General features: G+C 52.9%; 20 protein-coding genes. 17 read left to right on the forward strand and 3 right to left on the reverse strand.

The genetic code is table 11. The annotated features are described in order from the left end of the window. Positions 1 to 56: 56 nt before the first annotated feature. The 15 genes from B9Y55_RS08015 to B9Y55_RS08085 all read left to right on the forward strand — a co-directional run bounded on the left by B9Y55_RS08015 (position 57) and on the right by B9Y55_RS08085 (position 14709). The gene (locus tag B9Y55_RS08015; RefSeq protein WP_085544838.1) at positions 57 to 575 is read left to right on the forward strand and encodes a Na+/H+ antiporter subunit E; all 519 of its coding nucleotides are present in this window, start codon (positions 57 to 59) and stop codon (positions 573 to 575) included. Then, positions 572 to 829: an MrpF/PhaF family protein gene (locus tag B9Y55_RS08020; protein WP_085544839.1), complete on the forward strand. Its 258-nt coding sequence runs from the start codon at positions 572 to 574 to the stop codon at positions 827 to 829. The genes B9Y55_RS08015 and B9Y55_RS08020 overlap by 4 nt, the downstream gene beginning before the upstream one ends. Next, positions 826 to 1170 (forward strand): monovalent cation/H(+) antiporter subunit G, encoded by a 345-nt coding sequence (mnhG, locus tag B9Y55_RS08025; protein WP_085544840.1) that lies wholly within the window; start codon positions 826 to 828, stop codon positions 1168 to 1170. Before B9Y55_RS08020 ends, mnhG begins: the two co-directional genes overlap by 4 nt. Next, complete coding sequence (locus tag B9Y55_RS08030) at positions 1167 to 1433, forward strand: Na(+)/H(+) antiporter subunit B (protein ID WP_085544841.1); 267 nt, start codon at positions 1167 to 1169, stop codon at positions 1431 to 1433. The genes mnhG and B9Y55_RS08030 overlap by 4 nt, the downstream gene beginning before the upstream one ends. Further along, positions 1430 to 2170: a hydrogen gas-evolving membrane-bound hydrogenase subunit E gene (mbhE, locus tag B9Y55_RS08035; protein WP_085544842.1), complete on the forward strand. Its 741-nt coding sequence runs from the start codon at positions 1430 to 1432 to the stop codon at positions 2168 to 2170. The genes B9Y55_RS08030 and mbhE overlap by 4 nt, the downstream gene beginning before the upstream one ends. A gap of 3 nt (positions 2171 to 2173) precedes the next feature. Beyond that, positions 2174 to 2509 (forward strand): sodium:proton antiporter, encoded by a 336-nt coding sequence (locus B9Y55_RS08040; protein WP_085544843.1) that lies wholly within the window; start codon positions 2174 to 2176, stop codon positions 2507 to 2509. Further along, positions 2506 to 3972 (forward strand): complex I subunit 5 family protein, encoded by a 1467-nt coding sequence (locus B9Y55_RS08045; protein WP_085544844.1) that lies wholly within the window; start codon positions 2506 to 2508, stop codon positions 3970 to 3972. Before B9Y55_RS08040 ends, B9Y55_RS08045 begins: the two co-directional genes overlap by 4 nt. A 9-nt stretch (positions 3973 to 3981) precedes the next feature. After that, a complete protein-coding gene (locus B9Y55_RS08050; protein ID WP_143340870.1) occupies positions 3982 to 5358 on the forward strand; it encodes a complex I subunit 5 family protein in 1377 nt (458 codons plus the stop codon). 48 nt (positions 5359 to 5406) lie between these two features. Then, complete coding sequence (locus tag B9Y55_RS08055) at positions 5407 to 6777, forward strand: complex I subunit 5 family protein (RefSeq protein ID WP_085544846.1); 1371 nt, start codon at positions 5407 to 5409, stop codon at positions 6775 to 6777. Between the two features lie 279 nt (positions 6778 to 7056). Further along, complete coding sequence (locus tag B9Y55_RS08060; RefSeq protein WP_085544847.1) at positions 7057 to 8448, forward strand: complex I subunit 5 family protein; 1392 nt, start codon at positions 7057 to 7059, stop codon at positions 8446 to 8448. A 103-nt stretch (positions 8449 to 8551) separates the two neighbouring features. Then, entirely contained in the window at positions 8552 to 10723 is a 2172-nt protein-coding gene (locus tag B9Y55_RS08065; protein ID WP_085544848.1) for a sensor domain-containing diguanylate cyclase/phosphohydrolase, read from the forward strand. A gap of 198 nt (positions 10724 to 10921) precedes the next feature. Further along, positions 10922 to 11467 (forward strand): hypothetical protein, encoded by a 546-nt coding sequence (locus B9Y55_RS08070; protein ID WP_085544849.1) that lies wholly within the window; start codon positions 10922 to 10924, stop codon positions 11465 to 11467. Between the two features lie 2 nt (positions 11468 to 11469). Continuing rightward, a complete protein-coding gene (locus B9Y55_RS08075; protein ID WP_085544850.1) occupies positions 11470 to 12747 on the forward strand; it encodes an ArsB/NhaD family transporter in 1278 nt (425 codons plus the stop codon). 82 nt (positions 12748 to 12829) lie between these two features. Next, positions 12830 to 13081: a DUF5320 family protein gene (locus B9Y55_RS08080; protein WP_085544851.1), complete on the forward strand. Its 252-nt coding sequence runs from the start codon at positions 12830 to 12832 to the stop codon at positions 13079 to 13081. Between the two features lie 113 nt (positions 13082 to 13194). Continuing rightward, positions 13195 to 14709 (forward strand): DUF1846 domain-containing protein, encoded by a 1515-nt coding sequence (locus B9Y55_RS08085; protein WP_085544866.1) that lies wholly within the window; start codon positions 13195 to 13197, stop codon positions 14707 to 14709. Between the two features lies 1 nt (position 14710). On the opposite strand, the gene B9Y55_RS08090 is transcribed toward B9Y55_RS08085, so the two are convergent. From B9Y55_RS08090 to pap, 3 genes are all read right to left on the reverse strand, one after another. Further along, positions 14711 to 15727: a 3-oxoacyl-ACP synthase III family protein gene (locus tag B9Y55_RS08090; RefSeq protein WP_085544852.1), complete on the reverse strand. Its 1017-nt coding sequence runs from the start codon at positions 15725 to 15727 to the stop codon at positions 14711 to 14713. 139 nt (positions 15728 to 15866) lie between these two features. After that, positions 15867 to 16433: a DUF4412 domain-containing protein gene (locus B9Y55_RS08095; RefSeq protein ID WP_085544853.1), complete on the reverse strand. Its 567-nt coding sequence runs from the start codon at positions 16431 to 16433 to the stop codon at positions 15867 to 15869. A gap of 2 nt (positions 16434 to 16435) precedes the next feature. After that, a complete protein-coding gene (pap, locus tag B9Y55_RS08100; protein WP_085544854.1) occupies positions 16436 to 17920 on the reverse strand; it encodes a polyphosphate:AMP phosphotransferase in 1485 nt (494 codons plus the stop codon). Positions 17921 to 18090: 170 nt separating this feature from the next. Here pap and ppk1 point away from each other — a divergent pair, with 170 nt between their 5' ends. Together ppk1 and B9Y55_RS08110 are read left to right on the forward strand one after the other, a co-directional pair. Then, positions 18091 to 20217 carry a polyphosphate kinase 1 gene (ppk1, locus tag B9Y55_RS08105; protein WP_085544855.1) on the forward strand — a complete coding sequence of 709 codons (2127 nt, stop codon included), beginning with the start codon at positions 18091 to 18093 and terminating at the stop codon, positions 20215 to 20217. Beyond that, positions 20217 to 21137: a CHAD domain-containing protein gene (locus B9Y55_RS08110; protein ID WP_085544856.1), complete on the forward strand. Its 921-nt coding sequence runs from the start codon at positions 20217 to 20219 to the stop codon at positions 21135 to 21137. The genes ppk1 and B9Y55_RS08110 overlap by 1 nt, the downstream gene beginning before the upstream one ends. The last annotated feature ends 13 nt before the right edge of the window (positions 21138 to 21150 follow it).

Here is a 21150-nt window from a genome sequence, read left to right on the forward strand (position 1 = left end):
CCTTTGCCCTGAGACCCTATATCTGATAGACTTCTCTGGGAAAGGATGGTGCTGCCATGTCGACTCAGGCTAAAATGACGGGCCTGTTTTCCTCTTTACTGATTCTATGGATCGCCCTGACCGGCAGGATAGATCTCCCCTTTATCCTGGTGGGTGCGATAATCTCCGCTTTGGTCGTCCGTGTTGTGTGGAAGACCTTTTTCTCCGGGGTTCACGATTTTCCCCTTGGAGACCACGTATGGAAGGGGATAAACTGGATCCCCTTGCTTTGCTTTGTTCCCTGCTTTTTCTTTGACCTGATTAAGTCCACTTGGGATGTTTCTATCCTGGCGCTCAGGCCGAACCTTTCCTTAGCTCCCGCCATCATACAGACCCAAAGTGGCCTGACCAGCAAGACCGCCCTTGTACTGCTGGCAAATCAGATAACACTGACTCCCGGCACCCTCACATTAGACGCCGATATATCTCACCATAAACTGTATATTCACGTGTTGACTATAAACGATCAGGAAATCGATGGCATCAAGGATCAAATTCACCAGCTTGAAGCTAGAATAGAGGGGATAACAGGATGATCTATCTTGTCCTTTGGGGACTGGGTCTGTCGGCCCTTTTAGGTTTTTGGAGGGTCATAGTCGGACCTACCGTGCCCGACCGTATAGTGGCTGCGGACACCTTGTCCACCATATTGACCACCTTTCTTGCTGCCTTGGCCCTTCTTTTCGATAACACCGTTTTTCTTGATGTCGCTTTGGCCTTCGCCGTCCTATCCTTCGCCGACGTGTTGATAATGGCCAAATACTTTGAACATGGAGAGCTTCACCTATGAAGATCTTTATCGATCTGACGTCAGGGTTATGCCTGCTATTCGGCGTGTTTTTCTCCGTGGCATCGGTTATAGGCCTGCTGCGGTTTCCCGACGTCTACACCAGGCTTCACGCCGGAACAAAAGCCCTATCGGGAGGTGCGATTCTCGTCCTTATCGGCGTGGCTATGAAGATGGGATCATGGCAGGGCGCGGTCAAGGCGGTTCTCGTTATCTTTTTCTTTCTCGCCACCAACCCTTTAGCGTCCCACGCTATAGCCAGGGCCTGTTATCGTCACGGCATAGTCCCCTACGGGACCGACCTGGAGGGATATCGAGATTCAATAGAGGGGGAGAGAAAATGACTATAGAGCTTTTCGTCTTTCTGTCCGCTTTTTTGGTGTTAACGGCCCTCGTCTCCGCGGAGGCGGAGGAGATGCTGAGTGCGGTCATCGCCCTGTCCATATTCGGTGTAATGCTGGCTATTCTATTTGCCGTCCTGCAAGCTCCTGACGTGGCCTTGACTCAAGCCATAATAAACTCCGGCTTGGTCACGTCGCTGTTCCTGGTGGCCTACAGCCAGACCGGTAAAAAGGGCGATGACCCCGATAGGGATGTAAAGCCATGAACGGCAGAAACTTTCATCGTTGGATAGGGGCGGCTCTCTGCCTTTCCCTGGGGTGGTGGATGTGGAGAGGTCTGGTCATCCCAGGGGACCCTTTCCTGTTCGGTCCTGCGGCCTACTACGTCAAAAACACCGCTTTAGACACCGGTGCCTCCAACATCGTGGCGGCCATACTGTTTGACTATCGAGCTTTTGATACTCTAGGGGAGGCCACGGTCATATACACCACCGTCTGTGGCGTAGCCATGTTGTTCGCTAGAAGGAGACTCAAACGGTCGGGCTGGGGGCTTTCCTTTATAGTCAAGAGGGGAATGGGGATGATGGTCCCTTTCATGCTGGTTTATGCGGCCTCAATAGTGCTTATGGGACATTTAACCCCTGGCGGTGGATTCCAGGGAGGAGCGGTTTTCGCCACCGTTACGGTGCTCTTTTGCGTTATATACGGCTCTAAGTTCGAGGCTTCCAGGATAAGCCCTAAGGTAAAGGAGATAATAGAGTCCTCCGGGGCCATCCTTTTCTCCCTGGTAGGCCTTTGGGGTTTAGCTGTAGGGGCGGGATTCCTCTCCAACGTGAAATCTGGATTCCCATCTGGGGCCTTAGGGTCCCTCCTGAGCGGTGGGGCTATACCTATCCTGAACATCGCCGTAGGGATGAAAGTCGGTGCAGGACTATCGACGCTCTTTTACAGCATGATAAAGATTCTTGAGGACCCCGGTGAAGGTCCTCCTCCGGAGGTATAAGCGATGATTCACGTAAGCTACGGCTGTGCAATAACCGTATTCTGTATAGGACTGTACACGCTGATAACGAAAAGAAACCTTTTTAAGACCGTCATAGGCCTTTCCATTATGGAGGGAGGGGTTCTGTTGTTCATGGTCACCTCCGGTTTTATCCCCGAGGCCGGGCCGCCTCTGTTGCCTATGGCAGGGGGATCGGTAAATCCCCTTCCCCACTCCTTCACCTTGACCGCCATAGTGATAGGGGCCAGCGATGTGGCCCTCGCTCTGGCCTACATAATAAAGATCCATCGTCACTACGGGACGGTGGACGTCGATAAAATCAGGGGGCTCAGAGGATGAACCCTGTCCTGGCCATAATAGCCCCTCTCTCTGTGGGTTTTTTTGTCCCTCTCCTTCACCTGTTCAAAAAGAAATCCGTCGGTCCAGCGGTCATAGCCTCCGCTTTGGTCTGTTCCCTTATATCTCTCTCGGTGGCCCTCTCCGGCTGGAGCGGTGTCTCCGTCACCTTAGGGGGGTGGGGGCCGGAGCTCGGCATATCCCTGGTGGTAGATCGGCTTTCAGGGATCTTTCTCATCCTATCGGCCATAGGTGTCCCTATATCTCTGGCCTGCTCGATGGAGTCCTTTGGTTTTTCCCCTTGGAGATTTTACGTCCTTTTCTTCCTTAATTGGGGGGCGGTCAACGGAATCATCCTCACCGGAGATCTGTTCAATATGTTCGTTTTTTTCGAGATCTTCTCCGTGGCGGCCTACCTACTGGTCTCCTATCCTCCTAGGTCATGGCAGGCGATGGAGGCGAGCTTTAAGTACCTCATATTCGGTACCGTAGGAGCTATGTTCCTCCTTATGGGCATAGCCTACACTTTCATGGCCACAGGACAGCTCAATATGGCTGTGCTATCCCAGCTTATAGGTTCTGTCCCTCCTGTGACCCTCTCGGTCATAGGAGGTTGTCTGGTGGTCGGCCTTTTCGTAAAAAGCGGAACCGCCCCGACCCACTTCTGGCTGCCTGACGCTCACTCATCCGCCCAGACGCCCGTCAGTGCCCTGCTATCCGGCGTGTTGGTGAAGGCATCGGTCTACGCCCTGATAAGGATATCCTCTTTGCTGTTTTTCCCCGTTATCGGGGAGGTCTTTTCGGTCATCCTCTTCTTTGGAACCTTGTCCTTAATCCTCGGACACCTTATGGCTTTCCAACAGGAGGACATAAAGAGGCTTCTGGCCTACTCCACCGTGGCTCAGATAGGGACCATCCTCATCGGTGTAGGGTGTGGCTCCGCCTTAGGCATATCCGCCGCGGTGTACCACAGCTTTAACCACATGACCGCTAAAATGGGGTTGTTCCTCGTCGCCGGAGCCTTGGCGGAGGACCGGGCCAGCAGGGACATATCCCACATGAGAGGGCTATGGGCTCATAGGCCCCTTTTCGTGGCGGCTTTCGCCCTTTTTGCCGTATCTCTGGCGGGCATCCCTCCCTTCAGCGGTTTTATGAGCAAGTGGTTTTTGCTCCTCGCCTCTACTAGAGATGGCCATATCCTCCCGGCTCTGGCTATAGTGGCTGGAACGGTGGTCTCCACTGCCTATTACCTCAAGGTGCTGAGGGCGTTTTTCTCCCCCTCTGAGACCCCTGTCCCTCATCACAGGCCCAGGCCGGTTTCCGGCAGGCTTATAGCTCTGCTGTCGGTTCTCTGCGTCCTGCTGGCACTGGTGCCCCTTATCCCTGAGGCCAGAGATATCCTGTTCTCCGTAGGAGAATCGGCACTGGACGGAGAGGCTTATCGAACCGTAGTTTTCGGCGAGTAGGTGGGTTATATGCCCTTTAGAACCGATGACCTCTCTCTCGTCATGGTGGCCTTCGCCGTCTTTATGACCTTTTGTGTCTCAGTCTATAGGGGCCGACGAGGCCTGTTTTCGTCCCTTACACCCTGGATTTTCTGCGTTTTTGTATGTCTGTCTGCCCTTGCAGAGGACTGGCTTCTTTTCGTGATATTCATGGAGTTGTCCTCCTTTGCTCTGGTTTTCATCGTAGGGGAGAGGGACTGGAGGGCCGGGAGATTCTACCTCTACACCCAGCTGGCAGGAGGAGGGCTCCTTATGGTAGGTATCGCCCTCGGATCTGGACAGGGTTTTTCGATCCCTATGGGCCCCGTCCCTGAGACTGCTTTCCCTCTTTTTCTCTTTGGGCTAGGTATAAAAGCGGCCCTCCCTGGTCTTCATTTCTGGCTTCCCAGAACCTATAGCGAGGCCCCTGCGGAGGTAGGTGCCCTTTCCTCCAGCTGTGCGGTAAAGATGGGGCTATACGGGTTTTTCCGTATAGTACAGTCCGCCTCCCCTGTCCTTATGGGGCTAGGGGCTTTTATGGCGGTCTTCGGGGCGGTTATGGGGCCCTTGCAGCGGGATTCCAGGAGGCTTCTGGCCTACAGCACCTTGAGCCAGGTCGGCTTTATTGTCGCCGCTATCTCCACAGCGACCGAGCTAGGCAGGTTTGCCGCTATGGCCCATATCGTCTCCCACGGCCTGGCGAAAGGGCTTCTTTTTTTCTCCGCCGGAGGTTTGGAGAAAGCATGGGGCACCGGAGATTTAGGGCTGACCGGAAGGACGGTGGAGAGCCATCGGTGGATGTTTTTCCTCTTTCTTCTGGGAGCTCTATCTATGGTCGGATTCCCTCTTACCGCCGGAGGATGGAGCAAGGGGCTCGTAAAACAGTCTTTAGAGGGATATGGACCGGTTCTGATGGCCCTGACCATTTCCGGTATCGGGACCTCCATTTCTCTGTGTAAAATGGCGTATTACGGCTTTTTAAGCCCCTTTTTTAAACGGAAAGGTTTGCCCGTCGAAGGGAAAGTCTCCTGTAGCGTCGGTTACTCTATGGCCCTCATATGCCTTGTGCTAGTATCTGTGGGCTTTATGCCTCCCTGTGGTTCCGTGGAGTTGTCCATAAACTCAGCTTTGCCCGCCCTATTAGGTCTTACGATCTTTACCTTGATGCCGGCGCCCTTCAGGCCAGTAGCCAGGCCTAAAGACGTGGAGGACTTGATTCCCTTTTTTCAAAAGCTCGCTTCCGACTTTGCCCTAAGGCTCAGAAAGAGGCACTCGGGAAATATCGGAGTTTATCTTTTTACACTGGCTATAGTTGCTTTTGCGATTCTGAACTTCCTTCAGATTGGCGTAAATATCCTGAGACGCTGATTCGTGATGTGAGAGCCTCCCCATTTCTGGATCGATAGGTGGTCTTATATGGTCTTCAAACTAGATGCTATTTCATCGGTGATGGTCGTCCTCGCTGTCTTTATGACCTTTTGTGCCTCCCTTTACGGAGGGCGGCGAACCGTTAATAGACTGGTCGCCCCCTGTCTTTTCTGCGTCTGCGCCTGTTTTGCGGCTATCTCGGAAGATTGGCTGGTGTTTATAGTCTTTATGGAGCTGTCCTCCTTTGCCCTTGTCTTTATGGTAGGGGAGAAAGACCGAGATACGGCCAGATTCTACCTCTACACCCAGCTAGCAGGAGGAGGGCTTCTGATGGTAGGCACCGCCCTCGGATCTGGGCAGGGTTTTTCCATCCCTATGGGGCCGGTCCCTGAGGCGGTTTTTCCCCTCTTCGTCGTCGGTTTAGGCGTAAAAGCGGCCCTTCCAGGCCTGCACTTCTGGCTTCCGAGGACCCATAGTCAGGCCCCTGCGGAGGCCAGTGCCCTCCTATCGGGGTATGCGGTAAAAATGGGTATATACGGTCTCTTCCGTATAGTCCAATCCACCTCAACCGTCCTCATGGGGCTAGGGGCTTTTATGGCGGTTTTCGGTGCGGTCATGGGGCCTTTACAGAGGGACGCCAAGAGGCTTCTGGCCTACAGCACCTTGAGTCAGCTTGGGTTTATGGTAGCCGCTATCTCCACAGGAACCGAGCTAGGCAGGTTCGCCGCTATGGCTCATCTTATCTCCCACGGCCTGGCGAAAGGTCTTCTTTTTTTCTCCGCCGGAGCTCTGGAGAAGGTGTGGGGCACCAGGGATTTAGCTCTAACCGGAAGGACTGTAGAGGGGCACCGATGGATGTTTTTGCTGTTTACCCTGGGAGTTCTCTCTATGGTCGGATTTCCCTTTACCGCTGGAGGGTGGAGCAAAGGGCTTGTAAAACAATCTCTAGATGGTTATGGCCCGGTGCTGATGGCACTGACCATTTCCGGTGTCGGAACCTCCCTTTCTCTTTGTAAAATGGCATATTACGGTTTTTTAAGCCCTTTCTCGAGCCAGAAAGAGCTGCATACCGAAGGGAGTTTGCCCTGTTATGTAGGTTACTCCATGGCCCTTATCTGTGTCGTAATGATGGTTGTGGGGGTTACACCACACTGGGCTGTCATAGATTCCTCCGTGCAGTCCGCCCTGCCCGCCCTGTTGGGGCTTACGATCTTCACACTGATACCGGTGCCTTTCAGGCCTGAAACAAGGCCTAAAGACGTGGAGGATCTGATCCCTTTTTTTCAAGAGCTTGCTTTAGGATTTACACTAAAGTTGAGAAAAAGGCACTCAGGGAGCCTCGTTGTCTATCTCTTCGTTTTGGTATCTATGGCTCTGGCGGTTATAAGCGCGATTCATTTTGTCGCTAATATATATTAAGGGACCTCTGGAAACTCACCTTTGAGTCCCCTCGGAGAGACCGTCCCGCCTACGCCCTGTTTCGCCCAATCGTATACTCGACCTGCCTGTTCCGTACGAACCGCCTCGGAGGGCACGTCCTGTGCCCCCTCGGCTTGGGGCGACGTCCTGTCGCCCCATTCGTACTACACGACGGCATGTCGAGTATACGGGCTCAAATGGGCTACGTCGGAACGATCTCTCCGAGGATCAGAGTTTTTAGAGGTTCCCATTAGACGATAAGGAAGGAACTTGCCGATAATGATATTTCGTTACGACACGATCTCCCTCACTATGGTTTTTCTTGCTATATTCATGACGACCTGCGCCATGGTCTACAGAGGAGACCGCTCCCCTGTGAGATCCGCTCCTCTTTGGACCTTCTGTCTCTTCGCCTGCATCGCCTGTCTGGCCTCGAACTGGCTGGTGTTTACCGTCTTTTTGGAGCTATCCTCCCTCGCTTTGGCTTTCTCAGTGGGGGAAAAGGACAGGCCCACCGCCCGGTTTTACCTCTATACCCAGATAGCCGGAGGTTCTTTGCTCCTCATGGCCACCGCTATGGCCTCCCTTTCCGGCTTGCCTGCCGTAGGCCCTGTGCCAGGAAATGCCCTGCCTTTTTTTCTCCTAGGGCTCGGGGTCAAAGCCGCCTTTCCCGGTCTTCACTTCTGGTTACCTAGAACCCACAGCCAGGCTCCTACGGAAGCCAGTGCCCTGCTATCGGGCTACTCGGTGAAAATAGGAATATACGGTCTGATCCGGCTCATAGACGGTCCTTCCCCGGGACTGGTCTTTTTAGGGGCCCTAATGGCACTCTACGGGGTTTCTCAGGCCCTTATGCAACACGACGGGAAGCGACTGCTGGCCTATCACACCTTTAGCCAGCTGGGCTTTATGGTGGCCGCTCTAGGCACCGGTACCGATCTCGGTAGAATGGCCGCCCTTTTCCACCTCGTCGCCCACGGTCTATTTAAAGGACTTCTTTTCATGGGCGCCGGTAGCCTGGAAAAGGTCTACGGCACCAGGGATCTCGGTCTCCTAGGCCGAGCGGCCAGGGACCTCCCCCTGCTTTTTGCCCTGTTTATCGTCGGAGCTACGGCGATAGCCGGATTACCCGGCACAAGCGGCTACGCCTCAAAGGCCCTTATGAAAGCCTCCCTTTACCCCTACACTAAAGCTCTATGGGCTCTCCAGCTCGCCGGAATAGGAACAACCCTGTCCTTCTGTAAATTCTGCTATTACGGTTTTATTCGCCCAGCCAGGCCGACCAGGCCTGGGAGCCAACCTATTGGTTTTTTAAAGCCTTATCACCTGATCGCGATGGCCGCTATGGCTCTGGCTACGCTGTTTATAGGCCTATTTCCCCATCTGATGCCCTTCTTCCCCCAGGGATTTGGAGCTCTATGGACGGAGAAGGGGCTGTTAGGAGGTTCTATACCGATTGTCGCTGGAGTAGGGGTGTTCTCCTTTTTCCCCGGTCTATTCTGTCCCAGAGAGGGCCATGTGCCCGATGTCGAGGATCTTATCCTCCCTGCCTCCAGGCTACTTTCGTGGCCTCTCGGATTTTTGCGTCAGCTACACACAGGAAAGCTCAGGTTTTATATCGCCCTACTGACCGCCTGTCTCCTCTCCGCCTTCGGAGCTCTGTGGGTCTAAAATCCCTATAGACCTGTTTAAATCGCTCTTTATGTTGTATCATTGAGGAAGTGGCTATTGTCAGAATGTTTTATGTGTAGTTTTCTCGGAAGGGGGATGACCTGTGAATCAGTTTCTTTTCGACGATGAGGAAACTTTAGCTGTCTTTATAGATAAATTTCCCTCCATAATTATAATCCTAGACTCGGATACAGGGACGATCCTTGCCTGTAACCGGGCGGCTACCTCTTTCTACGGTTATCCCAGGGAAAAGCTTCTGTCTATGTCGATTTTCGATATAAACTGCCTTTCCAGAGAAGAGGTCGAGGGCGAGATCCGAATCGCCAGAGAGAGGGCTCAGAACTTCTTTCGGTTTCGTCACAGGATATCCTCCGGCGATGTCAGGGATGTGGAGGTATATTCTATTCCGATAACCTTCAGAGGCAGATCCTGTATGTTTTCAATGATAAGGGACGTCTCAGAGACCGTCGTAGTAGCCAGGCAGCTGGAGGACAGGACCAGACAGCTTAACTGCCTTCACCGTCTTTTTCACCTTTTTGAGGGGGTGTGCGACGATGTCGAGCTCCTATGTCGCCAGGTGGAGTTAACGGTAAAAGAGGCTATGCCCTTCAAGGACCGTTGTCAGGTCGTCGCTCAGGTTGGGGCTGTGGATCGAAGGTTGTTTGATCATGATTCAGACAGCTTTATAGGGTATTACTCCATTCCCGGTAGACCTTCCGTCTCCGTCGAGGTCTCTTTGCCCGGTAGCGCCGACGGTGGATCGGTGTTCAGGGATCAGGAGAGAAAATTGGTCTCTATGGCCGCCGAATGGCTCGCTCGCTACCTTGAGAGAGTGACGGTTGTGAACGAGCTAAAGCTGTCGAAGGAGAAGACGGAAAAGTATCTCTCCATGGCAGGTGCTTTTTTTCTCGTTCTCGACATGAACGGAAAGATAATAGAGATAAACGAGAAGGGGTCGTCCATCCTGGGATACCCTAGAAATAGTTTGCTGGGGAGGTGCTGGTTCGATATCGCCGTCCCATCGGAGGAAAAAGAGGTCGTCAGAGGCTATTTTGAAAGCCTCTCCAGGGGATTCTCCGATTTTGAGGAAAACGTCGAAAGCCTTATAAGGGTTTTTGGAGGGGACAGGCGAACCATCAAGTGGAACAACTCGGCCATAAGGGACCATACCGGAGAGATTCAGGAAATACTCTCCATCGGGATGGATATAACCGATCAGGTCAGTGCGGTGAAAAAAATCGAAAAACTGACCTTCAACGATCCTCTGACAGGCTTGTTCAATAGAAACTACATGGAGAAGATAAGGGATATCTTTTTCGTCCAGGAAAACCTCCCTATAGGCATAGTGATGGGCGACGTCAACGGTCTCAAACTGACTAACGACGCCTTTGGACACTCTGCAGGAGATGCCCTCCTCAGGGAGACTGGAGCCATGCTTAAAGGTTCCTGTAGGGAAAAGGACGTGGTTATCCGTTGGGGAGGGGACGAGTTTATAGCCCTTTTTCCCCGGACCGATCGAGCGGTACTGGCTAAAATATCGAAGAGGATAGACCGGCGTTTTTCCTGTTCCGAGGAAAAGCTCGATCAGCGGGCTCTGGCTCCCAGCCTTACAATAGGGACCGCCGTTATGGAGGACCTGGAGGACGGTTTTGAGGGGGCCCTGAAGCGAGCGGAGGATATGATGTATCAGAGAAAAATCCTGGCAGGTGCCTCGTGGAGGTCCTCTATTCTGGATTCTCTGGAGAGCATATTGAGAGAGAGGACCTCCGAAACCGCCGACCATATCGTCAGGGTTACCGAGCTCGCTAGATCCTTCGCCTATGCCCTCGATATGTCCGACGACGAGGTCGGAAGGCTGGAGCTTTTGGCCAGGCTCCACGATGTAGGGCTGATAGCCGTTCCGTCGGAGATATTGATGAAAGAGGGGACTCTGGACCACTCCGAATGGGCGGTTATCAAAAAGCACCCCGAGGTAGGCTATCGTATAGCCAGGGGCACCTCCTCCGAGACCTCCTCCGTAGCGGACGAAATCCTTGCCCATCACGAAAGATGGGATGGGACCGGATACCCTAACGGGCTGGAAGGGGAGGGCATTCCCCTTTTAGCCAGAATTTTAGCGATAGTCGATTCTTTTGACGTGATCACCCACGATCGTCCCTATCAAAAGGCCCGACCTCTGCCGGAAGCGATGGAGGAGATAGAGCGTTGTTCGGGCTCGCAGTTCGATCCCTATCTGGTGGCGGTGTTCCTCTCGATAACTAAGCTAGGCGGTTGATCCTCGGTGGTTAGGTAGTTCTCCGACTTTTATCCTGGGAGGTTCACAGCGACCTCTTTCGGTGGTATCATGCATCCCGTTTCTTGGAAATACATCTGGGTTTTCGCTTACAAGCATTTTCAAGAGGCTTTATAACGCACCTTGCCGCGACCCCAATAGGGGCCCTCCGGTTCGGGAATCACTAGGAGGCGAAGGTTAATGCCGGAGAGGCACACGAAACGGATCGAAAGAGGTCCTAGGCCCTATCTAAAGGCCGAGCTGAGCACACAGGAAATGCGATTGAAACAGATGGGAGCTAAGATCGAGGTGATAAACTCCTTCTTATGCTATATACGCTTTGAGGTGGAGGGGCTCAAGATAAAGTACGTGTATAACCTCAACAGAAAGGGCCAGTTCTTTCTGGAGCGGGTAAAGCCTTATCCCCAGCCCGCCGGTACCTTCGATACCGAGAGGGACGTAGTCGAATCCATAAAAAACGACATAGCCCAGATTCGTCAGCTGGCTCGCTCAAGTCACTTCAAGGAACTGATAGACATGAACTCCGATCTTCGGTTTCTATCCAAAAGGCTCGATTCTATCTGTCTGTATTACGACATCAAGCCGGAGGACATAGCTAAACTCAAAAAGTCCCTGTCGGACCTTCACGGAACTTTTGATACCGTAAGGGACCATAGCCAGAGGGTTTATTTCGAGACCGAACCCTTCTGTATTACCGGCAAAAATCCCTCTTCGGTGGAGGACTGAGCATGTCCCTCCAGATTCACGTTATAGCGGCTACGGCTATATTCGTCGTGACTTACGGTATGATCGTAGCGGAAAAACTCAATAGGATCTCCGTCGCCCTTGCGGGAGCCTGTCTGATGTTGATCCTCGGCATTCTCTCCCAGGACGAGGCTATTGCATCGGTGGACTTTAACACCTTGACCTTGCTTGTAGGGATGATGCTTATAGTCACGATTACGAAAAGGACAGGGGTATTTCAGTATGTGGCGATAAAAGCCGCCCAGTTGGCGAAAGGTGACCCCTGGCGTATCATGATGCTTTTCGTGATTCTGACCGCTGTATCCTCCGCTCTGCTGGACAACGTAACCACCGTTCTTCTGGTGGCCCCTGTTACTATGGTTATATGCGATGTCCTTGGCTTGAACCCGGTCTATTTTCTTATGCCTGAGATACTGGCGTCCAATATAGGGGGAACCGCCACCTTGATAGGCGATCCCCCTAACATCATGATAGGTGGGGCGACGGGTTTTGGTTTTCTCGACTTCATAGAGCACCTTGCCCCGCCGTCGCTGGTGATACTGGTGACGGTGATTTTAATCTGTCGTGTCGTGTACGGCAGGCACCTTCAGGTGAAAGAAGAGGCGAAGAGGGAGATTATGTCCATGGATCCCAATCTGGAGTTGTCGGACCATAAGCTGCTGTTTAAGTGCCTTTTGGTCCTGGGATTGGTGATGATGGGATTCGTGTTCCACCAGTTTCTGGGATATGAGTCGGCCACCGTCGCCCTTGCCGGAGCCGCCCTTCTCATGGTCATAGCCGACGTGAACCCCGAAGATGTGCTAATAGAGGTGGAATGGGGTACTATATTCTTTTTCATAGGGCTGTTCATACTGGTCGGAGGACTGGAACAGGTGGGGGTTATCGAGACGTTAGCAAAGAAGATGGTCGCCCTGACCTCAGGAAACCTGGCCATGACGACGCTGATAGTCCTATGGGTTTCGGCCATAGCCTCGGCGTTTATAGATAATATTCCCTTTGTGGCTACTATGATACCTCTGATCAAGAGCATCGGAGCCCTTTCCTCGATGGACATAGTGCCCCTTTGGTGGGCTCTGGCCCTAGGTGCCTGTCTCGGTGGCAACGGTAGTCTCGTCGGAGCCAGTGCGAACGTCATAGTCGCAGGAATGGTCTCCAGGACGGAGCACCCTATTACCTTTGGCAGCTTCTTCCGGGTCGGATTTCCCGTCATGTTGTTGTCCATGGTGATCGCGACGATTTACCTGTGGATAATGTATCTCTAGCTTTTTCGGAGAACTAATCCTTGACAATCTCGCCCTATTAGCATATCCTGATATTGAAAATCATTATCAAGGAGGGATCGTCATGGCTGGTAGAGATAAAACTGGACCTTTAGGCGCTGGACCTGGAACCGGTAGAGGTGCCGGTGGCTGTGTCCCTGGAACCTACGTCCAAGGCGGAGGCAGAGGTAGAGGCAGAGGTTGCGGCCTTGGTTTCCGTTTCGGTAGAGGGATGGGATTGGGGCAACCGGTTAACGACGAGGGCTCGCTTCTGAACAGGATAGCGACTCTGGAGGATAAGATCGATAGCCTGCTAGAGGCGAAGAAAGAGGGCTAACGTAACTGTTATCGAGGGAGGAGGGCCGATTATCGGACCTCCTCCCTTGGCTTTTGTCGAGCTTAGGTGATATCATCGAAAGGATGGAAAAAATAGCCGGGGGTGTTTTCACTATGAACAGAGTGGGGTTTGACACGGAGGAGTATCTGAGGCAACAGACCGACGCTATCCTTAGGAGGATGGAGCGTTTCGATAACAAGCTGTATATCGAGTTCGGAGGTAAGTTGATATTCGATTATCATGCCGCAAGGGTGCTGCCTGGGTTTGACCCTAACGTAAAGATGAGGCTTCTCGAGAGGTTTAAGGATCAGGTGGAGGTCATTATCTGTATCTACGCTGGCGATATAGAGAGAAAGAAGATTCGGGCCGACTTCGGCATAACCTACGACATGGACGTCCTGAAACTCATAGACGATCTATCCGAGAGAGGCATCACAATAGGAGCGGTGGTCATAACCCGGTTCAACGACCAGCCTGCGGCGGTTATGTTCAAAAAACGACTGGAGATGAGAGGGGTATCGGTATATACCCACCGCTCCACCAAAGGCTATCCTGCCGACGCCGATACTATAGTCAGCCCCGATGGCTACGGGGCCAATCCCCACATAAAGACCGAACGGCCTATCGTGGTGGTCACCGCTCCCGGCCCCGGAAGCGGCAAGCTGGCGACCTGTCTGTCTCAGCTCTATCACGAGCATCAAAGGGGAGTTAGAGCCGGTTACGCCAAGTTTGAGACCTTTCCGGTCTGGAATATGCCCCTAAAGCATCCGGTCAACGTCGCCTACGAGGCGGCTACCGCCGATATCGGCGATGTAAACCTCATAGATCACTTTCATCTGGAGGCCTACGACGAGAGGACGGTCAACTACAACAGGGACCTGGAGGCGTTCCCCCTTCTCAGGAGGATACTGGAGAAGATAACCGGAGAGAGCTCTCTCTATCGGTCTCCTACGGACATGGGTGTGAACAGGATTTTCTTCGGAATAACCGACGACCAGGCCGTAAGGGACGCCTCCTGCCAGGAGGTCATAAGGAGATACTTTCGCTATTCCTGCGACTATCAGCTAGGTTCGGTTGAGAGGGAAGCGGTTCAAAGGGTAGGGCTTCTTATGGAAGAGCTGGAGGTAAAGCCTGAGGATCGGTCTGTAGTGGTCCCAGCCCGGGAGGCCGCTAAAGAGGGACAGGCCAAGGGAAAAGGTGCCGATGGCATCTTCGCTGGGGCCGCTTTGCAGCTAAGGGACTGCCGAATCGTCACCGGCAAAAACTCCAACCTATTTCACGCCGCCTCCAGCCTTATACTGAACGCAGTAAAGGTCCTTGCGGGTATCCCTGACGGTATAGATCTGCTTTCGGTCAACGTGATAGAATCACTGGCCTATCTCAAAAAAGACGTCCTCGGCGACAAGATGTTAGGGCTGGATCTGGAGGAGACCATGACCGCCCTAAGCATCTGTGCAACGACCAACCCGGTAGCGGCGGAGGCGGTGGAGAAACTGAGGGAACTGAGGGGATGCGAGGTCCATCTCTCCCACATCCCCTCTCCAGGCGACGAAAACGCCTTCAGAAAACTTGGGGTCAACCTGACCTGTGAGCCCTGTTTCGCCTCCAGGTGTCTCTTCGAAAGGTAGATTAGAACCTGATAACCGTGGCACCCCAGGAATAGCCTACACCAAAACCGCAGATCAGGACCTTGTCTCCCGGCAGCAGTCTCCCTTTTTTAGTGGCCCTTCTTATAGCCATAGGAATCGTCGAACTGACGGTGTTTCCGGTCTCCTCTATGTCTATTATGAACCGATCCTCCGGTATCTTTATAACGTCCCGAAGTTTTGTCAGCATCATCTCAGTGGCCTGATGAAAAACGAAAAGGTCCACATCTTCCATGGTCATGTCGTTTAGCTCAAGACATCTCTCTACGACCGGAGGAACCTCCCTCACAGCGAAGGAGAACACCTCCGGTCCGTTCATGTAGAGGTTCTCCTTCGTCCGAGAGTTGCCGTACCTGTTGGTGTAGACCTCTTTCGTGCTCTCGTCGCAGGGCTCGACCGCCCCTCCTGCAGGTATTATCAAATTCTCACAGCCCGTCCCGTCGGTTCCGAGGACGAAGTTTCCTATGCCCCCCGACTGGCTTTCGCTGGATATCAAAGATGCGGTAAATCCGTCGCCGAAGATAGTCCTGGTGCTTTTGTCCCCTGGGTTTACGTAACGGCTAAGGACATCTCCGGTCAGAAGGAGTATCTTATCCGCCATGCCGGAGCGTACCATAGCGGAAGCCATGTGGAGGCCGTAGAGATATCCAGAGCACCCCAGGTTGTAGTCGAACGCCCCGCAGTCCTTTCTGAGGCCCAGGTTTCTGTGGACCAAACAGGCGGTGGACGGCATGATGTAGTCGGGGGTCTCGGTACACAGGAGCACCATGTCTATCTCTCCCCTGTCGAGGCCGGTCTCCTCAAATAACCTCTCCGCCGCCTTGGTGGCCAGCTCGGAGACCGGCTCCTTTTCCGCTATCCTTCTCTCCTCTATTCCCGTCTTGGCCTTGATCTTGTCGGTAGTCCAGGCCTTAAACTCTCTGACTAGATCCTCGTTGGTCAGCCTCTTCTCCGGCAGGTGACAGGATATATGGGCTACGTAAGCCTCTTTGGGGTTCATAATAATTCCTCCTTTTAAAATCTCTTCTCTCAATGTCGCTCTCGCTCGACGGAACCGTAGCCATATTATACGCTAAAAAGCGTCTTGTCATAGTAGCTGGTGCTAAAAAACTATGTAAAAAAAGGAGGGCAAAGCCCTCCTAGAAATCTAAATCTATCCTTTTGTATCCCTCTGGGACGGAGAAAAACTCCGGATCTTGGGGCCCCTCGACGATCTCTCTGTACTCCATGGTTATCTTGCCTAAAGGGGTGTCCGACACTACCTTAATAGCCGCCTCTAGATCGGGAGAATACCACATATCCGACCGGCCGAACTCCTCCTCCGAGGGGATGTGGCGATAACGGTGGCATGTATAGCCCCATAACGTCTCCGATGGAAGTCTCTCTGTCTCTCCTGTGTCGTCTCTGAGTACCTGACCGATCCCCATGTCCTTAGGTCTGTCGTCGTCGCCTTCCTGGTCGTCTCCCATCTCTAGATAGGCTTTTTCGTCCTCCATCAAGGTATAGGTCTTACCGGTCTTCGTGTTGAATATCACTATCTGACCGGCCTGCTCGTGTCGCTGCCAGTCTCCTTTTACGAAAATAGAGGAGCTAAATGTTCCGTGAGGGCCCATGACGACCATCTTCGCCGAGAACTCCGCACCTGCCGCAGGGCTAATGGCCAACCATAGGGTTATCGCCGCCGCTATGTACAGTCTTTTTATCAAAATCACCTCCCCTCGAGGGCTTCCTCCCCTCTTTCCAGGACAGTTCTCAGGACTTTAAGCCTGCCGTATGCCTTGGAGTTGGCCTCCACTATGGTCCAGGGAGCGTAGGGAGTGCTTGTGCGCCACAGCATCTCCTCCACCGCCTTTTCGTAGAGGTCCCATTTTTCCCTGTTCCTCCAGTCCTCGTCGGTTATCTTCCAGTTTTTCTCAGGAGTTTCCTCTCTGGACTGGAACCTTCTTAGCTGTTCGTCTTTGTCTATCTGAAGCCAGAACTTCATCACTATGGCCCCTGAATCGTGCCACTGCTTTTCCATGTCGTTTATCTCGCTGTAGGCCCTCCGCCAATCCAATGGGGAGCAATAGCCTTCCACCCTCTCCACCAAGACCCTGCCGTACCAGGTCCTGTCGAAGATGGCTACGTGGCCCGCCTTAGGGAAGTCCTGCCAAAACCTCCACAGGTAGTGGTGTCGTTTCTCGAAGTCGTTAGGAGCACCGACAGGGATGACCTCGTAGCCTCTGGGGTCCATCTCTTCGGTAAGCCTCTTTATGCAGCCTCCCTTTCCGGCGGCGTCCCATCCCTCGAAGGCCAACACCATAGGTCTTCTCTTTCTGTAAAGGGTGTACTCCATCCTCCTTATTTTCCTCTGGAGGGATGCCATCTCTTTTTTGTAGTTGTCCTCCGGTTCCAGCGACAGATCTACCTTTGACAGAACCGTCGGCGTGGTTACCGCCTCCTCCAGCTCCGATAGCACCACAGGCTCTTTAGCTGCCTCGACCTTCGGCTGGTTGAGCCTGTTCTCAAGGGCTCTGGCCACCACCGACAGGACCTTCACCGTGGCGAACCGTCTATCGTGGGCCTCCACTATGGTCCAGGGAGCGTAGGCTCTATCGGTCTCCCTTATAACTTCCTCCAGAACCGGAAGGATGGAGTCGTAATTTTTATAGGCGTTCAGCTCATCCTGTCCTCTGACCCCTTTGGATCCGTCGCTCTTTAGCCTCTGGAGGCGCTTTTTCTGCTCCGAGCGATCTATGTGCAGAAAGAGCTTTATAAGGAGGTAACCTCCGTCCGCCAGCTGTCTCTCGAAGGACCTTATCTCCTCCAGCTTTCTCTCCAGTCCCCGGTTTCCCTCGTTCGGCTCTCTCCAGGAATCTATGGCCTTTCTGTACCACGAGCGGTTGTATATGGACATCCTGCCTGCGGGAGGTATGGCGTTCCAGAAGGGATACATAGGCGGATAAAAGGGGTCGGACGTAAAGGAGTCGGTGACGTTTTGAACCCTGAATCCTCTGGGATCCAGAGGCAGTATCAGCTGGTTCATCTGGGCCCCTTTTCCCGCCCCTTCCCAGCCCTCAAAAACGACCATAACCGGGATTTCCGCCTCTCTCTGCCGCCTCTGGAGGTCCCCTATCTTAGCTCCAAGCTCCTTTACCGCCTGACGATATTCTTTTTTACCAAGTTTCCTGGACAAATCGACTTTCTCTAACATCCACATACACCTCCTTGTTTTACTCTTCCGTAACCATCGGCTTATGACAACGCTGTAGAATGAATCGGTTCTGCTGTGGACTTCACAGCATTGTCGGACTACAATGATTATAATGGTAGGATAGCTTCATTATACCCTTTCCAAAGGAGCTTCGCGAGGGAGGCGCTGTTATGAGCGATAAGAAAGGCGACGTGGATTTTAACGACCAATCTCTCTACCTGAACAGAGAGCTCAACTGGATATGCTTTAACGAGAAAGTGCTTTACGAGGCCATGGATAAAGGCAACCCTCTCCTCGAGAGGGTGAAGTTTCTGTCCATATTTCACAACAACCTCGACGAGTTTTTCATGGTCCGTGTCTCCGGTCTGGTTCACCAGTATCACGAGGGAGTAAAGGATCTCTCTATGGACGGAAAGACCCCTGCGGACCAGCTCATGGAGATAAGGTCCCGGCTCTCAAGACTTCTGGACATGGCGGACAAGTGCTGGGAGGAACTGAGAGGGCTTTTGGCGTCGGAGAGGATATCCATAATGAGGTACTCCGATCTGGACGATAAGACCAAAGAGGGACTGAGGAAATACTTTATCAAAGAGATATTCCCTATAATAACCCCTATGGCCATAGACCCAGGCCGTCCCTTCCCTAAAATATCCAACCTCAGCCTTAACCTGCTGGTGATGCTCCAGGATCCCGGGGAGGCCATACACTTCGCCAGGGTAAAGATCCCCGATACCTTCAAACCTTTCGTCGCCATAATGACGGGAAACGACTTTTCCGTGTATCGTAAATTGGGGTTGACCATGAGAAACGGCGGCGACTCTATCTGGATAGAGGAGCTCATAAGGGCCAATATAGACACACTGTTTCCGGGATACAAGGTCCTTGGGGCCCATCTGTTCAGGGTCACCAGAAACGCCGACATAGAGATAGCCGAGGACGACGGAGGAGACCTTATGGAGGCTGTGGCCGAAGGGGTCGAAAGACGGCATTTTGCGGAGGTCATAAGGCTTGAGGTCTCTTCCGAGATGCCAAAGGCCATGAGACACTTTCTCGCCGGCAGGCTTCACCTGGAGAAGTGGCAGATATTTCGCTGTCGTAAGGAAATGGCTATGTCCAGGATTATGCAGCTTGCCGGTCTGGACAGACACGATCTTAAAGACACACCGTATAAACCTAGGGTTCCCTACCCTTTAGGCGAAAGGGATCCCGTCCTGCCGATGTTAAAAAAAAGGGACCTGATCCTCTACCACCCCTACGATAGCTTTTCTCCCGTCCTGGACTTCGTCAGAAGGGCCGCAGTAGACCCGAACGTCCTGGCTATAAAACAGACCTTGTACAGGTCGGGGTCAAACTCACCTATCGTCTCTGCACTAATGGAGGCCAGGCGAAACGGTAAACAGGTCACCGTAGTTGTCGAGCTTAAAGCCCGTTTCGACGAGGAACAGAACATCGTATGGGCTAAAGCCCTGGAGGAGGCCGGGGTCCACGTGGTGTACGGCCTGGTGGGGTTTAAAATCCACTCCAAGCTCTGCATGGTCATAAGGAGGGAGCAAAACAGGCTAAAACGATACGTCCACATCGGAACGGGAAACTATAATCCCGGCACCGCCAAGATCTACGCCGATTTAGGGTTCTTCACGTCCAAGTCGGCCATCTGCTCCGACGTGACAGAGCTGTTCAACGCCATGACCGGCTTTTCGCACCAGGAGGACTACCGTAAGATACTGGTCTCCCCTGGCACCACCAGAAAGGGCATAGTCAGTCGGATATACCGTGAGCTGGAACACCACAAGAAAAACGGCGGAGGCTATATAGCCTTTAAAATGAACCAGCTGGTGGACCAGCGCTGTATAAAAGCCCTCTATAAAGCCTCCTGTGCGGGGGTAAAAATAGACCTTCAGATAAGGGGCATATGCTGTCTAAGGCCCGGTCTGCCGGGAGTCAGCGAGAACATAAAGGTGACGTCGCTGGTGGGCCGTTTTCTGGAGCACGCCAGAATGTTCTACTTCAAAAACGGAGGGGACGACGAGCTTTTCATCGGCAGTGCTGATATGATGCCCAGAAACCTGGATCGTCGGGTCGAGGTGTTGACCCCTATAGACGACCCTGAGTTGAGGGCCTCCATGGTGGAGGACATTCTGATGAAGCACCTGGCGGACACGGAAAACGCCTGGGAGCTCCATTCAGACGGAAGCTACTCCAAAGTCACCGTAGCCAAAGGAGAGACCGCCTTCGACTCTCAGAGGTGGATGATGGAACACCGGCAGGGCTGGAATCCGGTGATGGAGGATAGGTGATGAATCCATCCTTCGTCCATCAGGCTTACTGCGGTGCGGTCCTCCTAGGACATCTGGACAAGCTAAAGAAGAACTCCCAGATGGTGGCTATTTCGAGCTCGGAAGTAGAGGACCTTCACAGGGCGAGAGTAGCCACCAGGCGTATAAGGTCGGTCTTGGCGGTTATGTCCGGAGTCTTTTCCACCGACGATATAAGGGGCTGGAGCAGGGACATGAGGGACTACGGCAGAGACCTCGGCCAGGCCCGAGACCTGGACGTAAGGCTCCAGTTTATATCTCAGGAGTTAAAGGATCAGGAGGGAGACAGAGGACTGGCCAGACTCCATCTGAGGCTTGCTCAGGAGAGAAGTCGTATCGAGCCCAGGATGGTCGAAAAGGCCCAGGCATGCCTCGGTTGGGATATATGGGACCAGGCAGCAAAGAAGCTGAAGCCTATAATAGGTCAGTATCGCCTTGAAGAACCTCCTTTCCCCGATAAGATAGTGTCGGGACACGTAAAAAAACTGGTTCTTAAAGTCGCTGGAAACGATCTCTTCGTTAAAAGAGGCTACGACAGAGGGGCTTGGCACGGCCTCAGGAAAGACTGCAAAAGGCTACGGTACACCTTGGAGCTTTACGACGATCCTATGGGTGCCCCCTTTGGCCGGTGGCTTAAGGTCCTTAAGGAAATTCAGGATAAGCTGGGAGAGATTCACGACATGGACCTGTGGATAGAGGCCCTTCCTGCGTTTACCCAAGAGGAACTGGACAGGACTGTGGCCTTTTTCGGACATGCCAGAGGATTTAACCCCGTCGCCTCGGGGGTAGAGGGACTCTGCCAAAGGCTTAGGGAAAGGCTAGATAGGGAGGTCGACCTCTTTATCCCCTACTGGGATGGATTGGTCCAGGATAAAACCTGGAGCGATCTGATAAATCGTTGATATAAGGGGGATT

It is taken from the genome of Dethiosulfovibrio salsuginis (assembly GCF_900177735.1).
Taxonomy (GTDB): domain Bacteria; phylum Synergistota; class Synergistia; order Synergistales; family Dethiosulfovibrionaceae; genus Dethiosulfovibrio; species Dethiosulfovibrio salsuginis.

Bases quoted from the DNA above. Each gene is read 5' to 3' on its own strand.
- B9Y55_RS08015 (WP_085544838.1), top strand. From the start codon at position 57: ATGTCGACTCAGGCTAAAATGACGGGCCTGTTTTCCTCTTTACTGATT.
- B9Y55_RS08020 (WP_085544839.1), top strand. From the start codon at position 572: ATGATCTATCTTGTCCTTTGGGGACTGGGTCTGTCGGCCCTTTTAGGT.
- mnhG (WP_085544840.1), top strand. From the start codon at position 826: ATGAAGATCTTTATCGATCTGACGTCAGGGTTATGCCTGCTATTCGGC.
- B9Y55_RS08030 (WP_085544841.1), top strand. From the start codon at position 1,167: ATGACTATAGAGCTTTTCGTCTTTCTGTCCGCTTTTTTGGTGTTAACG.
- mbhE (WP_085544842.1), top strand. From the start codon at position 1,430: ATGAACGGCAGAAACTTTCATCGTTGGATAGGGGCGGCTCTCTGCCTT.
- B9Y55_RS08040 (WP_085544843.1), top strand. From the start codon at position 2,174: ATGATTCACGTAAGCTACGGCTGTGCAATAACCGTATTCTGTATAGGA.
- B9Y55_RS08045 (WP_085544844.1), top strand. From the start codon at position 2,506: ATGAACCCTGTCCTGGCCATAATAGCCCCTCTCTCTGTGGGTTTTTTT.
- B9Y55_RS08050 (WP_143340870.1), top strand. From the start codon at position 3,982: ATGCCCTTTAGAACCGATGACCTCTCTCTCGTCATGGTGGCCTTCGCC.
- B9Y55_RS08055 (WP_085544846.1), top strand. From the start codon at position 5,407: ATGGTCTTCAAACTAGATGCTATTTCATCGGTGATGGTCGTCCTCGCT.
- B9Y55_RS08060 (WP_085544847.1), top strand. From the start codon at position 7,057: ATGATATTTCGTTACGACACGATCTCCCTCACTATGGTTTTTCTTGCT.
- B9Y55_RS08070 (WP_085544849.1), top strand. From the start codon at position 10,922: ATGCCGGAGAGGCACACGAAACGGATCGAAAGAGGTCCTAGGCCCTAT.
- B9Y55_RS08075 (WP_085544850.1), top strand. From the start codon at position 11,470: ATGTCCCTCCAGATTCACGTTATAGCGGCTACGGCTATATTCGTCGTG.
- B9Y55_RS08080 (WP_085544851.1), top strand. From the start codon at position 12,830: ATGGCTGGTAGAGATAAAACTGGACCTTTAGGCGCTGGACCTGGAACC.
- B9Y55_RS08085 (WP_085544866.1), top strand. From the start codon at position 13,195: ATGAACAGAGTGGGGTTTGACACGGAGGAGTATCTGAGGCAACAGACC.
- B9Y55_RS08090 (WP_085544852.1), bottom strand. From the start codon at position 15,727: ATGAACCCCAAAGAGGCTTACGTAGCCCATATATCCTGTCACCTGCCG.
- pap (WP_085544854.1), bottom strand. From the start codon at position 17,920: ATGTTAGAGAAAGTCGATTTGTCCAGGAAACTTGGTAAAAAAGAATAT.
- ppk1 (WP_085544855.1), top strand. From the start codon at position 18,091: ATGAGCGATAAGAAAGGCGACGTGGATTTTAACGACCAATCTCTCTAC.
- B9Y55_RS08110 (WP_085544856.1), top strand. From the start codon at position 20,217: ATGAATCCATCCTTCGTCCATCAGGCTTACTGCGGTGCGGTCCTCCTA.